Source organism: Mesorhizobium sp. B2-3-11, assembly GCF_006442215.1.
Taxonomy (GTDB): Bacteria; Pseudomonadota; Alphaproteobacteria; order Rhizobiales; family Rhizobiaceae; genus Mesorhizobium; species Mesorhizobium salmacidum.
Window position 1 is genome coordinate 1 of sequence record NZ_VFVS01000038.1, and the last position, 14005, is coordinate 14005.

12 protein-coding genes are annotated in these 14005 nt (G+C 63.0%); 11 read left to right on the forward strand and 1 reads right to left on the reverse strand.

The window, feature by feature from the left end:
- The first annotated feature begins 144 nt into the window (after window positions 1-144).
- Window positions 145-1086 carry an alpha/beta hydrolase gene (locus FJ960_RS29130; RefSeq protein WP_140718543.1) on the forward strand — a complete coding sequence of 314 codons (942 nt, stop codon included), beginning with the start codon at window positions 145-147 and terminating at the stop codon, window positions 1084-1086.
- A gap of 20 nt (window positions 1087-1106) precedes the next feature.
- Here FJ960_RS29130 and FJ960_RS29135 read toward each other — a convergent pair whose 3' ends face one another.
- On the reverse strand, window positions 1107-1808 hold the full coding sequence (locus FJ960_RS29135; protein WP_181174354.1) for a GntR family transcriptional regulator: 702 nt from the start codon (window positions 1806-1808) through the stop codon (window positions 1107-1109).
- A gap of 214 nt (window positions 1809-2022) precedes the next feature.
- Here FJ960_RS29135 and FJ960_RS29140 point away from each other — a divergent pair, with 214 nt between their 5' ends.
- The 10 genes from FJ960_RS29140 to FJ960_RS29185 all read left to right on the forward strand — a co-directional run bounded on the left by FJ960_RS29140 (window position 2023) and on the right by FJ960_RS29185 (window position 13670).
- Window positions 2023-3057, forward strand: a complete 1035-nt coding sequence (locus FJ960_RS29140; protein ID WP_140718545.1) for an ABC transporter substrate-binding protein — start codon at window positions 2023-2025, stop codon at window positions 3055-3057.
- A gap of 74 nt (window positions 3058-3131) precedes the next feature.
- Complete coding sequence (locus tag FJ960_RS29145; RefSeq protein ID WP_140718546.1) at window positions 3132-4217, forward strand: ABC transporter ATP-binding protein; 1086 nt, start codon at window positions 3132-3134, stop codon at window positions 4215-4217.
- Window positions 4214-5140 (forward strand): ABC transporter permease, encoded by a 927-nt coding sequence (locus FJ960_RS29150; RefSeq protein WP_140509669.1) that lies wholly within the window; start codon window positions 4214-4216, stop codon window positions 5138-5140. Before FJ960_RS29145 ends, FJ960_RS29150 begins: the two co-directional genes overlap by 4 nt.
- The gene (locus tag FJ960_RS29155; protein ID WP_140718547.1) at window positions 5137-5937 is read left to right on the forward strand and encodes an ABC transporter permease; all 801 of its coding nucleotides are present in this window, start codon (window positions 5137-5139) and stop codon (window positions 5935-5937) included. The genes FJ960_RS29150 and FJ960_RS29155 overlap by 4 nt, the downstream gene beginning before the upstream one ends.
- Window positions 5938-5986: 49 nt before the next feature.
- Window positions 5987-7573 carry a gamma-glutamyltransferase gene (gene ggt, locus FJ960_RS29160; RefSeq protein ID WP_140718548.1) on the forward strand — a complete coding sequence of 529 codons (1587 nt, stop codon included), beginning with the start codon at window positions 5987-5989 and terminating at the stop codon, window positions 7571-7573.
- A gap of 158 nt (window positions 7574-7731) precedes the next feature.
- Complete coding sequence (locus FJ960_RS29165) at window positions 7732-9252, forward strand: acyl--CoA ligase (RefSeq protein WP_181174355.1); 1521 nt, start codon at window positions 7732-7734, stop codon at window positions 9250-9252.
- A gap of 68 nt (window positions 9253-9320) precedes the next feature.
- Entirely contained in the window at window positions 9321-10301 is a 981-nt protein-coding gene (locus tag FJ960_RS29170) for a 2-dehydropantoate 2-reductase (RefSeq protein ID WP_140718550.1), read from the forward strand.
- Between the two features lie 762 nt (window positions 10302-11063).
- Entirely contained in the window at window positions 11064-11702 is a 639-nt protein-coding gene (locus FJ960_RS29175) for a hypothetical protein (RefSeq protein WP_246673001.1), read from the forward strand.
- The gene (locus FJ960_RS29180) at window positions 11699-12397 is read left to right on the forward strand and encodes a hypothetical protein (protein WP_140718552.1); all 699 of its coding nucleotides are present in this window, start codon (window positions 11699-11701) and stop codon (window positions 12395-12397) included. Before FJ960_RS29175 ends, FJ960_RS29180 begins: the two co-directional genes overlap by 4 nt.
- A gap of 139 nt (window positions 12398-12536) precedes the next feature.
- Entirely contained in the window at window positions 12537-13670 is a 1134-nt protein-coding gene (locus tag FJ960_RS29185; RefSeq protein WP_246673000.1) for a glycosyltransferase family 9 protein, read from the forward strand.
- Window positions 13671-14005: the final 335 nt, after the last annotated feature.

The following is a 14005-nucleotide window of genomic DNA, read 5'->3' on the forward strand; positions in this document are numbered from 1 at the left end:
AGCCTCCAAAGCAACGAAAATGGCCGCCCTCAATCCTCACAACAAGCCTCCCGCAATATTGCGCAACGGGCCCCTTGAGGGGGAGATGGCCGGCAGGCCAGAGGGGGGCGCCTGGGCGCGTTCATTGCTGTCCGGTCTCCGTTCATGACCGACTACGCAAAACTCATAGACACTGAGACCTGGGCCTTCATCGAGCGGACCAATTCCTATTATCCGCCCGATACGATCGACTACACGATCGCGCGGCAGCGCGAGATCTATGACCGCATGTGCGGCGAGTTCTTTGCCGGCTATCCGCAAGGCGTGACGGCCGAGACGACCGCCATCGCCACACCTGTCAGCAACATCCCGATCCGCATCTATCGCAACGCAACGCCGGACCGTGCCGCCATGGTGCTCTACATCCATGGCGGAGGCTTCATCCTCGGCGGGCTGGACAGCCACGACGATGTCTGCGCCGAGCTTTGCGGCCGCACCGGTTATGAGGTGGTCTCGGTCGATTACCGGCTGGCGCCGGAGCATCTACACCCAGCCGCTTTCGACGATGCGATGACCGCCTTCGAATGGGCCGCGGGGGGCTCCGACCGCCCGGTGGTGCTGTGCGGCGACAGCGCCGGCGGCAACCTTTGCGCCGCCGTTGCGCATGCGACGCGTGGCCATGCGAAAAAGCCGGTCGGCCAGATGCTGATCTATCCCGGCCTCGGCGGCGATCGCTCGCGCGGCTCCTATGTGACGCATGCCGAGGCGCCGATGCTGACGGTGCGCGATCTCGAATTCTACAAGCACATCCGCACCGGGGGCGTGGACCAGACCGGTGACATCACGCTGTCGCCGCTGGCCGATGCCGATTTCGCCAACCTGCCGCCGACCGTGCTGGTGACCGCCGAGTGCGACCCGCTGTCATCCGATGGCGAGGCTTATCGCGACCGCATCGTCGCGGCAGGCGGGCGCGCCACCTGGTTCGAGGAACCCGGCCTGGTGCACGGCTATCTCAGGGCCCGGCACAGCGTCGCCCGCGCCCGCGCGAGCTTCACCCGCATCGTCGACGCGGTGGCGACGCTCGGAAAGGGCGGCTGGACCTGGTAGGCGCCAATGGGCTGTCTCGTTCAGGAGGCCTTGGCCAGAAAACTCTGATAGTCCGATTTCGCCTGCAGCAGGCGCAACACGTTCTCGCGCGAACCGCGTACATGGGCGCGCGCCAGCGTTCCGGCGCGGCTGATGTCGTTCGCGCAGATCGCCTCGACGATCTCGGCATGCTCGTCGCGGGCGATCTTCCATTCGTCGAGCCACAGGAGTTCGGTCCAGACATAGTGCTGGCACTTGTCGAGGATGCCACACAGCATGCCGTGCAGCATCGCATTGCCGCTGATTTCGGCAATGACGCGGTGCAGATCGATGCCGACCTCCAGTTCCTGGAATTTTTCGCGCGTGGTGCGATCGGGAATGGCGGCCAGCCGCTCGCACTCGGCGAGCATGGCGCGCAGCCGCGCCTTGTCCTTCTCGGTCGCGGCGGCCGCCGCCAATTCCGTCGCATGGCCGTCGAGCAGTTCGCGGATGGCGAACGCCTCGCGGAACATGTTGATGTCGAACTCGGTGACGGCATAGCCCTGGCGCGGCCGGCCGGTGACCAGTCCGTCGCGCTCCAGCCGGTTGAAGGCCTCGCGCACCGGCGTGCGGCTGACATTGAGTTTGGCCGCGATATCGCTCTCGGTGACGCGCGAGCCCGGCGGAATCTGGCCGGTCACGATCATCGCCTTGAGCGCGGAATAGACCGAGTCGCGCAGCGTATTTTTTGTTTCCTTGGCCAAGTTCCGTTCCCAGTTCTCCGGCTGCTTTAGCCGAACATTGCCTCGTTTGTAGTCGCAGTCGGCGCAATTTGCCACGCCCTGCGGCACCGTCCCATCGTCGAATTGATCGTCCTCGCCGGAGTTGACAACACCGATCTCTCGGCTACATTCGAAATTGTATACAAAATCGCATGCCAAATCAAAAACAAATGGGAACACCGGTCGGAGAACCGAAATGAACAGGAACTTTAGAACTTTCGCGATAGCCGGCCTCTTTGCCTCCGTGGCAGTGCCTGCCCTCGCCGCCGACACCATCACCGTCGCCTCGTGGGGCGGCACCTATCAGGAAGCGGAAACCAAGGCCTTCTTCAAGCCGACCGCCGATGCGCTCGGCATCACCATCAAGGAAGACACCACCAACGGCCTCGACGACGTGCGCCTGCAGGTGACCGGCAATGCGGTGAAGTGGGACATCACCGAACTCGGCGCCGACGAATGCGCGCGCGGCTCCAAGGAAGGGTTGTTCGAAAAGCTGGACTACGGCATCATCGACAAGAGCGGCATCAACCCCAAGCTGGTGCATGACGACTGGGTCGGCATTTCCTACACCTCCGTCGTGCTGATCTATCGGACCGACGTCTTCGGCGACAAGGGCCCGAAGACCTGGGCCGACTTCTGGAACGTGGAGAAGTTTCCGGGACGGCGCGCGCTGAGCAGCAGCCAGGCGACGGAGACGCTGAGCGTCGCCGCACTCGCCTCCGGCCTGCCGATCGACAAGGTCTATCCCGTCGACATCGACGGCGCGCTGAAATCGGTCGACAAGATCCGTGGCCATGTCGACGCCTGGTGGACCTCCGGCGCCCAGGCCATGCAACTGGTGAAGGATGGCGAAGTCGACATGGCGAGCATCTGGAACGGCCGTGCCGGCACCCTGAAGAAGGCAGGCGCGCCGGTCAGCTTCTCGTTCGACCAGGGCGTGCTCACCGCCGACTGCATGGTCATCCCCAAAGGCGCCAAGAACAAGGAAACGGCGATGAAGGCGCTGGCGATGTTCGTCAGCCCGCAGCTGCAGGCCAATCTGCCGCTCTATGTCGACAATGGGCCGGTGAACGAGAAGGCTTTCGAGACCGGCAAGATCCCGCCCGAGCGGATCAAGGACATCAACTCGGCGCCCGAAAACGTCAAGAAGCAGGTGTTGCAGGACGCCGAGTTCTGGCGCGACACCCTCGTCGAGGCGACGGAAAAGTTCAACAATCTGATCCAGCAATAGGCCGGAACCCTGACATTGCGTGGCGGCGCAAACGCCGCCCCGCTCCTTCAGTCTCTGCACAGGAGAAAACGATCTTGTCCATTGCACCATCCGCGCTGCCGATCAGCATGCGCCGGATCGAGAAACGATTTGGCAGCGTGCCGGTGTTGCGCGACCTGAATCTCGATGTCGAAGCCGGCGAGTTCCTGACGCTGCTCGGGCCTTCCGGATCGGGGAAGACGACGCTGCTGATGATCCTGGCCGGTTTCGTCAGAGCCAATGGCGGGAGCATCAAGGTCGGCGGCGACGAGATCATCACCACGCCGCCGCACAGGCGCAACATCGGCATGGTATTCCAGAACTATGCGCTGTTTCCGCATATGAATGTCTTCCACAACATCGCCTTTCCACTGAAGCAGCGCGGCGTCGCGGCAGCCGAGACGGCGCAGCGCGTGGAGAAGGCGCTGGAGCTGGTGAAGCTGCAGGGCTTGGGCGAGCGCCGCGTCGACCAGCTCTCCGGCGGTCAGCGCCAGCGCGTGGCCCTGGCGCGCGCCATCGTCTTCGAGCCGCGCATCGTCTTGATGGACGAACCGCTGTCGGCGCTCGACAAGGGTCTGCGCGAGCATATGCAGATCGAATTGCGCGCGCTTCATCGCCGTCTTGGCATGACGACGGTCTATGTCACGCACGACCAGCGCGAAGCCATCACCATGTCGGACCGTATCGCCGTGATGAACGCTGGCCGCATCGAACAGCTCGACAAGCCCGAAACCCTCTATGTCGCGCCGAAGACGCAATTCGTGGCCGGTTTCATCGGCGAATCGAATTTCATTCCCGTCGAGTGCCGCAACGGGTCGGTCTGGTATCAGGACAGGCGAATCCAGACCGGCGCACCGACACCGCCGGCGGGTCGGCATCTGATGGTGGTGCGACCGGAGAAGTTGCGGCTGGTCACCGCCGACGAGCCGTCGACCGACATCAATGTGCTCGATGCGACGGTCAGCGATGTCATCTACCAGGGCGACAGTTTCGTCTGCTATGCCAGCCTGAGTGACGGCCGCCAGCTGACGTTGCGCGATTATTGCCGCAGCGATGTGCTGGCCAGAATGCCGGCGCCCGGCCATCCGATCACGCTCGGCCTCGATGCGAAGGACACGATCCTGGTGGCGGCCGAGGGATGAGCGCGCAATCCGCCCTGCTGAAAGAGATCGCCGGCCCGGCGAGGCAGGATCTGAACGCGCAAGAGCTACGCGCCGATGCGCGGCGGGAGTCACTGCGGCTGCTGGCGTTGCTGGCGCCGAGCCTGTTCCTTGTCTGTGCCATCATCATCGTGCCGATCGGCTGGCTGTTCTGGCTGTCGCTGTTCGACGAGACCGGCGCCTTCAGCGCCGCCAACTACGCACGCTTCTTCGAGCAGGCCTCCTACATCAGGACCTTCATCACCACCTTCAAGGTCGCCTTCATCGTTACCGGCGCCTGCGTGCTGCTGGGCTATCCCCTGGCCTACATGCTGTCGCAACTGCCGCGCCGGGCCGCCTCGATCTGCCTGATCTTCGTCATCCTGCCGTTCTGGACATCGGTTCTGGTGCGCACCTATGCCTGGCTGGTGATCCTGCAGCGCAAGGGCCTGATCAACAGCTGGCTGATCGACCTCGGCGTGATCAGCCAGCCGCTGTCGCTGGCCAATAATTTTTCAGGCGTGGTCATCGGCATGACGCACATATTGCTGCCGTTTCTTGTTTTGCCGCTCTACGCCTCGATGAAGACCATCGACACCGACTGCCTGCGCGCCGGCATGAACCTCGGCGCCGGCCCGGCCGCGACCTTTAGGCAGATCTTCTTTCCGCTGTCGCTGCCCGGCCTCGCCTCGGGCGTGGTCATCGTCTTCGTGCTGTGCCTCGGCTTCTTCGTCACGCCGGCGCTGATGGGCGGCGGCAAGGTGGTGATGTGGGCGATGCGCATGGAACAGACCACCAGCCTCTATTCCAACTGGGGTGCGGGTGCGGCACTCGGCGTGGTGCTGCTGGTGGTCACGCTCGCGCTTCTGGGCCTGTTCCAGTGGCTGCTCGGCGCGCGCGCCACCGGCGTATGGAGTTCGCGATGAGCGGAGATATCGGCCTGCCGATCTCGCACCGGCAACGCCTGTGGCTGTACGGCCTCGGCGGCCTCGTGCTGTTGTTCCTGATCGCGCCGTCGGTCATCATCGTCATCATGTCGTTTTCGGATTCGACGCTGCTGCAATTCCCGCCGCAGCAATGGTCGCTGCGCTGGTACGAAAACTATTTCCAGTCGCTGGAATGGCGTGACGCCACCATCGTGTCGGTGAAGGTCGCTGTCATGACCGCGCTGGTGGCGACGCCGCTCGGCACCGCCGCGGCCTACGCCATCAACAGGGGTACGCTGCGCTTCAACGGCACCATCAACGCGCTGCTCACGGCGTCGCTGATCATCCCGGTGATCCTGGTCGGCATCGGCACCTTCTTCCTCTATGCGCGCATCGGCCTCAACAACACGCTGACCGGCCTGGCCATCGCGCATACGGTGCAGGCGCTGCCGCTGGTGGTGCTGACGGTGCTGTCGGGCCTGCGCTCCTACGACATGAACCAGGAGCGCGTGGCGCGCAGCCTGGGTGCGGGACGCATCGCTGCCTTCTGGCAGGTGACGATGCCGCAGATCCGCTTCTCGATCGTCTCGGGGGCGCTGTTTGCCTTCATCACCTCCTTCGACGAAGTTGTCGTCTCGCTGTTCATCTCGGGCGGCGAGACCACCACCTTGACGCGCCGCATGTTCAACGCGCTGCGCGACCAGATCGACCCGACCATCGCCGCCATCTCGACCTGCCTGATCGTGCTCTCGGTCCTGCTGTTGTCGCTGGCGCAGATCTTCGGCCGCCGGCATTGATTTCATCGGACCCATTCGCTTCAAGTGACCCTAGGGATATCCAGACCAGATGCGTGATTTCCAGTTTCCCGGCCGCTCGCCGGTTCGTGCCACGGAAGCGATTGCCGCGACATCGCACCCGCTCTCGACGCTGGCGGCCATCGAGATGCTGCGCGCCGGCGGCAATGCCATGGATGCCGCCATCTGTGCGGCCGCCGTGCAGGGCGTGGTCGAGCCGCAATCGACCGGGATAGGCGGCGATTGCTTTGTCCTCTACTGCCCCAAGGGACAAAGCGAGGTGCTGGCCTTCAACGGCTCGGGCCGGGCGCCGGCGGCCGCGACCGTCGACTGGTATCGCGACAAGGGTTTTAGCGAGCTTCCCAAGCAGGGACCGCATGCGGTGACCGTGCCGGGCGCCATCGACGCCTGGTGCCGGCTGCTCGAGGACTATGGCAGCAAGAGCCTGACCGAGGTGCTGGCGCTGGCGATCCACTACGCCGAGAACGGCTATGTCGTGCACGACCGCGTCGCCTTCGACTGGGCCGACCCGGAGACCGATCTTTCCGCCGACGAGCACGCGGCCCGCATCTTCCTGCCCGGCGGCGCCGCGCCGAAGGCCGGCGACGTGCACAAGCAGCCGGAACTGGCCGCCACCTTGCGGATAATCGCCAAGCACGGCCGCGCCGGATTCTACGAAGGCGCGGTCGCCGGCGACATGGTGCGCCGGCTCAAGGAATTGGGCGGACTGCACACGGCCGAAGATTTCGCCATGACCCGAGGCGACTATGTGGCGCCGGTCAGCGTCAGCTATGGCGGTCATGAGATTCACCAGATGCCGCCGAACAACCAGGGCCTGACGGCGCTGATGATGCTGAACGTGCTGTCGGGCTTCAAGCTCGGCGGGCTCAACCCCAACGGCGCCGAGCGCCTGCATCTGGAGATCGAGGCCGGGCGGCTGGCCTATCGCGACCGCGACCGTTTCGTCGGCGACCAGGACCGTGTCCCGGTGCCCGTGAGGGAGCTTCTGTCGGCCGCCCATGCCGAGCGGCTGCGCGCCGAGATCGACCGCGAGCGCGCCATGACCCATCTGCCTGACATCCAGTTGCCCGGCAGCGACACGGTCTACATCTCGATCGTCGACCGCGACCGCAACGCGGTCTCCTTCATCAACTCGACCTATTATTCCTTCGGCAGCGGCGTCGTCGGCCCGAAGACCGGCGTGGTGCTGCAGAACCGCGGCTCGAGCTTCCGCCTCGACGCGGCGCACCCCAACGCCATCGCGCCCGGCAAGCGGCCGATGCACACGATCATGCCAGGCATGGCGACCAAAAACGGCCGCGTGGTGATGCCGTTCGGCGTGATGGGCGGCGGCTACCAGCCGTTCGGCCATGTCCATCTTTTGACCAACATGATCGATTTCGGCATGGACCCGCAGCAGGCGCTCGACGCGCCGCGCGTGTTCTACAATGACGGCATGGTGGAGGCCGAGCGCAACGTGCCCGCCGAGGCGATCGAAGGCCTGCGCCGGCGCGGCCATGCCATCACCGAGCCGCACCATCCGCTCGGCGGCGGCCAGGCGGTGCTGATCGACTGGGAAAAGGGAACGCTGACGGGGGCATCGGATCCGCGCAAGGACGGGATGGCGCTGGGATATTGAGGTTTACGGCAGGATGATTGGTCGCAACCTTTGAAAGCCGGGGTTTCCTGTCCCCCACAACGTGGGAGAGGTGGCTCGGCGAAGCCGAGACGGAGCGGGGGCGGCGCCAACGTCGACTGGACTTTCACAAGCACTCGTCTGAAACATAGCCGGTGACCATGACCCAGACCCACACAGACCTCTCCCGCCGCCTCGTGGCCGGCGCCGATGCCGCGCCCGCAATCCTCGCCCCTGACAGACCCACGCTCACCCATGGCGGCCTGCGCGCGCTGATCGCCGCCACGGCCACACAGCTTCATGCCCTCGGCATCGGCCGGGGCGACAGGGTGGCGATCGTGCTGCCGAACGGGCCTGAGATGGCGACGGCTTTCGTCGCCGTGGCGGCCACCGCCTCGACGGCGCCGCTCAACCCCGCCTACCGGACCGACGAGCTCGATTTCTACCTGACCGATATCGGCGCCAAGGCGATCCTTGTCGGAGTCGATGAAGCCGGCCCGGCTGTGACCGTTGCCGATCGCCTCGGCATCCGCGTGCTGCGCCTCATCGTGCCGCCAGATGCGCCTGCCGGCACTTTCATCATCGAGGGTGCCGCGGTCGGACCGCAAGCGGCGCCCGATATGGCTGGTGACGATGATATCGCGCTTTTGCTGCACACCTCCGGCACCACCTCACGCCCCAAGCTGGTGCCGCTCAGCCATGCCAATGTCGCGGCCTCCGCCCGCCATATCGGCGCGACGCTTGGGCTGACGGCGGATGACCGCTGCCTCAACATCATGCCGCTGTTCCACATCCACGGCCTGATCGCGGCGGTGCTGTCGTCGCTGGCATCGGGCGGCAGCATCTACTGCACGCCGGGCTTCAACGCGCTGCGCTTCTTCCAGTGGCTGAGCGACGCCAAACCGAGCTGGTACACGGCGGTGCCGACCATGCACCAGGCGATCCTGGCGCGCGCGGCGCGCAATGCCGAAGCGCTGGCGGCGGCACGCCCGCGCTTCATTCGGTCGTCCTCGGCGTCGCTGCCGGCGCAGGTGATGGCCGAACTAGAGGCGACCTTCGGCTGCCCTGTCATCGAATCCTACGGCATGACCGAGGCCGCGCACCAGATGGCGTCGAACCGGCTGCCGCCGGGCCTGCGCAAGCCGGGCAGCGTCGGTGCGGCCGGCGGCCCCGAAGTGGCGGTCATGGCGCCGGATGGCCGGCTGGTGCAAGCCGGCGAGACCGGCGAAATCGTCATTCGCGGACCCAATGTCACGTCAGGCTATGAGAAAAACCCGGACGCCAACGCCACTGCCTTCGCGCATGGCTGGTTCCACACCGGCGACCAGGGCGTGCTCGACGCTGACGGCTATCTCAGGGTCACCGGCCGGCTGAAGGAGATCATCAATCGCGGCGGCGAGAAGATCTCGCCGCTTGAGGTCGACGACGTGCTGATGGACCACCCGGCGGTGGCGCAGGTGGTGACCTTCGCCATGCCGCATGACAAGCTCGGCGAGGAGGTGGCGGCGGCCGTGGTGTTGCGCGAAGGCATGAGCGCAACCGAGGGCGAAATCCGCGCCCACGCCGCGATGCGGCTCGCCGACTTCAAGGTGCCGCGCAAGGTGCTGATCCTGGACGAGATCCCCAAGGGCGCGACCGGCAAGCTGCAGCGCATTGGGCTCGCCGCCAAACTCGGGCTCTAATGCATGTCGCTTGGAAGCGTCCCTCGGTTCCGAGATAACGACATGCATAGAATCAAAGGCTCACTACGATGAAGATCACCATCTTCGGTGCCGGCGCCATCGGCGGCTATCTCGCGGCAAAGCTGGCCATCGCCGGCCGGACCGACCTGTCGATCGTCGCCCGCGGCATGCATCTCGAGGCAATCAAGGCAAATGGCCTGCGCCTGATCGAGGACGGGAAGGAGACGACCGCCCCGGTCCGCGCCGCCGCCAAGGCGGAAGATCTCGGCGCGCAGAATTATGTCGTGCTGGCGCTGAAGGCGCATTCCGTCGCGCCCGCGCTCGACCAGATCGCGCCGCTGCTTGGGGAGAACACATCGGTCCTCACCATGCAGAACGGCGTTCCCTGGTGGTATTTCTACAAGGCCGGCGGCGCGCTCGAAGGCACCAGGCTGCATCAGGTCGACCCTGGCGGCTCGATTTGGGAGCGGCTCGGCCCGCAGCGCGTCATCGGCGCGGTGGTCTACCCCGCCGTCGAGGTCGACGCGCCCGGCCTGATCCGCCATGTCGAGGGCAGGCGCTTCTCGCTAGGCGAACCCTCGGGCGAGAGGAGCGAACGGGTCACACTCCTGGCCGGGGAGATGGTCAAGGCCGGGCTGCAGGCGCCGGTGCGCGACGACATCCGCGGCGAGATCTGGGTAAAACTGTGGGGCAATCTCTCCTTCAACCCGATCTCGGCGCTGACCGGCTCGACGCTGGCCGCCATCGTCGCCGACGAAGGCACCCGCCAGCTCGCCCGCACCATGATGCTGGAAGCGCAAGCAATCGGCGAAAGCCTCGGCGTGCGCTTCCCCATCGACGTCGACCGCCGCATCAAGGGCGCCGGCGGCGTCGGCGAACACAAGACCTCGATGCTACAGGATCTGGAACGCGGCCGACCGATGGAGATCGACGCGCTGGTGGGCGCGGTGCAGGAGCTTGGGCGGCTGACGGGCAAGCCAACGCCAGCTATCGATGGGGTGCTGGGGTTGGTAAAGAGGCTGGCGGTGGAGCGGGGGTGCTATGGGTGAGGTGGGAAACCGGCATCGGTCAGTGCCTGCCGTCCCGAATGACCCGAGAGAGACGTCCATAACTCTACGGTTGGACGGCCGCTTTGCGCCTCATCTCGATTATCGAAGTCAGCTGTGCCGCCGCCGAAAAGCGGACGTTAGTGACGACGCATCAGATGTGACGGGTGCGCCAGGACCGCACCTAGCCGTGACCCATATGTGATGTCGGCTTGTCCTTAGTTCCCGCTCGTAAAGCGTTGCAGGGCCAAGGTTCCACAGCCGGTAGACACGATCGGGCTCGGCCAAGCCGCGGCCGGGTTCTGTCAAGATATTTTGGACTCCGACGCGGAGTGGGTAGCTGCTCTGCCGACTTTCTTCCGCAAGGTGGAGAAAAACAGTTGGCGACCTACTTCAGAGGGTAGGACCAAGCGCGGAACGCTGACTTCAGATTGAAAGGAACGCGCAATGCCGAAGACTACGATTTGCCCTTGGTACGCCAAGGACGGGGAAGAGGCCGTGGCCCGCTTCTCCCGAGATCTTTTCCGATAGCGCATTTGGTGCCGATCACCGTGCACGGTCGCCACCGTGACCAAGTGATCCGCTGTACTTCGGTCTTCCGCTTGCAGTGCTTTCCTGCTTAATTCGAGTAAATTTGCACAATTATAGGGTTGCGGCATGATACCAATCTACATCGGCTATGATCCACGGGAATCCCGCGTTCTAGACGTAGCGCGATGGAGCGCTTATCGGCGGACAAGCACGCCGTTGCAGATACTACCATTGGTGCTCAAAGACCTTGAAGCCCAAGGCATTATGAAGCGACCGGTGGTGGTACGGGATGGTAAGCTCTGGTGCCCGATTTCCGAGGCACCGATGGCGACAGAGTTTGCCATATCGCGCTTTGCCGTTCCGTTTATAAGGCAAGGCGGCTGGGCCATGTTCTGCGATTGTGATGTCCTGTTTCTGAAGGATCCAGCCAAGCTGCTCGATCTAGTCGATCCTTCCTACGCGATTATGGCGGTTAAGCACCAGCAACGCGAATCCGAAGCGGTCAAGATGGACGGACAAATGCAGACGTTCTATCGCCGCAAAAACTGGTCGTCGGTCGTTTTGTGGAATCTAGATCATCCCTCCAACAAACGGCTGACCAACGAGATGCTCAATACGTGGCCTGGACGTGACCTCCACGCCTTCAAATGGCTTGAGGACCACGAGATCGGGGAATTGCCTCTGGCATGGAACTACCTCGTAGGGGCTTCGGCTTCGGAACTCGATCCCGCCGATGTCTCGCTGGCGCACTACACGCTCGGCGGCCCTTGGTTTGCGGGCTGGTCCGGCACCACGCAATGGGACGAATTGTGGAGGCGAGAAGAGAGCATTCTGCGCGCGTTTGAGGAACATGCCGTTCAGGTTCCCGCATGAAAACTCCGCTTTTGGATTTCTTGCCAATCTTCTCAAAGCCAACTCTTCGGTTGCCCAGGGTCACGGGTCCCGCCTTGGTGATGGGGTCGGCGCCGAATTTTCGCCTCCCGGAGGGACATGGTGTCGATTGGGCACTTGTGACCGTCAATGCTTCCCAGCTTTTGGCGGAAACGTTCGGCCTCCGCCTTCCTGATATCGCCGTCATCCGCCGCGGCATTTTAGTCGGTGCGAGCGAACAGGACTTCTACAAGCGCGACTTGTTAAAGGGACGGCAGGCGAAACATCTGATCGTACCGGTTTGGCCGGACGTTGAAGACAAGCTGAAAGCTGGTTGTCGCACCTTCAATTATGGTTTTGATACCTTGCAGGCGCTCACCAAATGGCAACTTGCCAACATCGTCTGGCGACTTAGCGGCACATATCATGTATCCCGCGGCTGGCACCGGAAAATCTCCACCGGAGCCTTCGCGATCATGTTGACGCGTTTCGCCGGTTTCGCCCCTGTTGTAGTCAGCGGGTTTTCCCTGTCCCAGGCTGGGCATGGATACGACACCCGAAATGCCTTTCGATATCATGCCGACGAAGATGCGGATTTGCTTCGCCTGGTAGTGAGTAGAGGCGAGCCAATCTACGCAGAGGATAGGGACTTCGCTGCGGAAACTGGATTGCCCTTGTGGCAGGGACAGATGCCATGACGAGTGCTTCTTAGGGGAGCTTGCAACATGGGCTGTCCCGAACGCTATAGCAAAGATGATCTAGCTCCGATGAGATATCCATTTCTCGGAAATGCGAACCGACCAACGACGAACATTACCCGCCCTTCAGGAGGTTGGTGTGCTGAATATCTCGATGGTTGATCGACAGACTATCAAGTCCATTCTCGTTATTCAGACGAAGTATATCGGGGACATCATTCTGACCTCGGTGCTCGTGCGAAATTTGCGCCTCGCTTACCCAAACGCTGCGATAGCCATGCTCTGCGCTCCTGGCCTGCGAGACTTCGTAATCAGCCAGAATATCGCGGACGTGGCCATCGGGTTCGACGGTAGAAGTGCTGGTAGAAGTCTGCTTCAGCGGATGAAGGAATATTCAAGCTTGGTCGCTGACCTCCGTCGCCGAAAATTCGATCTCACCATTGATGTAACTGACTCGAAGACGTCAAGGATATTGCACAGGTCAATCAGCGCTCCGCTGCGCGTTGGGTACAACCCCCCGGAAAAGCCCCTGAAGTTTTGGGAAGGTCAGCCTGCTAACATATTTGCTGAAACCTTTGGTCATGGAGGCGCGCACTATTTGTACCGATATTTGTCCCCGCTTGAAGCCCTTGGGATAGAATTACGCGAAGTGACGCCGAGGCTTGAACCCACACCGGTTGGGCGAAGCGCGTCTACCCAGGTTCTGGCGCAAAGCAAGCTGGCTGTAAAAGCTTTCGTCGCTGTGCACGCTGGAGCAAGGTTCGAAGGGCGGTGTTGGCAACCTGAACGGTTCGCTGCAATAATCGACGAGGTTTATGCCGCGACGGGCCTGCGGTCACTACTGGTTGGTGGACCTAATGAAGGCTCAACCGCGCAGACAATCTTGGACATGGCAGCGTCACCATTGGCGAGCGTTGTTGGTAAGATCTCGCTTGAGACATTAACTGCTTTGCTTGCGGATGCATTTATCTTTCTGGGAAACGAGAGCGGCCCAATGCACCTGGCTGCGTCAGTCGGAACCCCGGTTGTGGGCCTTTATGGCCTCACGCCACCCGACATCTGGGGACCTCTTGGGGTGCTTCACCGCACCGTTGAGCCGCCGTTGCCTTGCCAGTGCATTGCGCCCGATTTGTGCAAGCCCGGCAATCCGGGCGGCGTGTACTGCGTTCATCGACTACCCGTTGCCAAGGTCGCTCAGGCGACACGAGACCTGATAGATGCAGTGAGGCAGCAGGCGAACGAGACGGCCAATCAAACCGACTCACTCCGGTAGAAACAGCGATGACCGGCCCGCGTGAAACCGTGAAGAAGGCACTGCAGACCTATGTCGACGAGATCGTGCGATCATCAATTCGGTGATAGGCAGGCGGTAAAGCTTCACCAGTCCGCGCAGCAATGCGCTCAGTCGCGAAAACATTTTGAACGCTGCTGGTTGTCATCTATTTTATCCCAAATGTGCACATCTAACCTGCCTAGCTGCGGCGCTCGGGCGGTACTGCCGTTTCATCGTGATAGCGGATAACCGGGTTCCGGCCCCAAGCCGGTCATTACCTCGCAAGTGCCGGATCGCCGGTAGCGATGCAAACCCTAAGTCACCCCTTCCCCGCC

Coding starts and splice junctions, on each gene's coding strand:
- FJ960_RS29130 (WP_140718543.1), top strand. CDS start 145: ATGACCGACTACGCAAAACTCATAGACACTGAGACCTGGGCCTTCATC.
- FJ960_RS29140 (WP_140718545.1), top strand. CDS start 2,023: ATGAACAGGAACTTTAGAACTTTCGCGATAGCCGGCCTCTTTGCCTCC.
- FJ960_RS29150 (WP_140509669.1), top strand. CDS start 4,214: ATGAGCGCGCAATCCGCCCTGCTGAAAGAGATCGCCGGCCCGGCGAGG.
- FJ960_RS29155 (WP_140718547.1), top strand. CDS start 5,137: ATGAGCGGAGATATCGGCCTGCCGATCTCGCACCGGCAACGCCTGTGG.
- ggt (WP_140718548.1), top strand. CDS start 5,987: ATGCGTGATTTCCAGTTTCCCGGCCGCTCGCCGGTTCGTGCCACGGAA.
- FJ960_RS29165 (WP_181174355.1), top strand. CDS start 7,732: ATGACCCAGACCCACACAGACCTCTCCCGCCGCCTCGTGGCCGGCGCC.
- FJ960_RS29170 (WP_140718550.1), top strand. CDS start 9,321: ATGAAGATCACCATCTTCGGTGCCGGCGCCATCGGCGGCTATCTCGCG.
- FJ960_RS29180 (WP_140718552.1), top strand. CDS start 11,699: ATGAAAACTCCGCTTTTGGATTTCTTGCCAATCTTCTCAAAGCCAACT.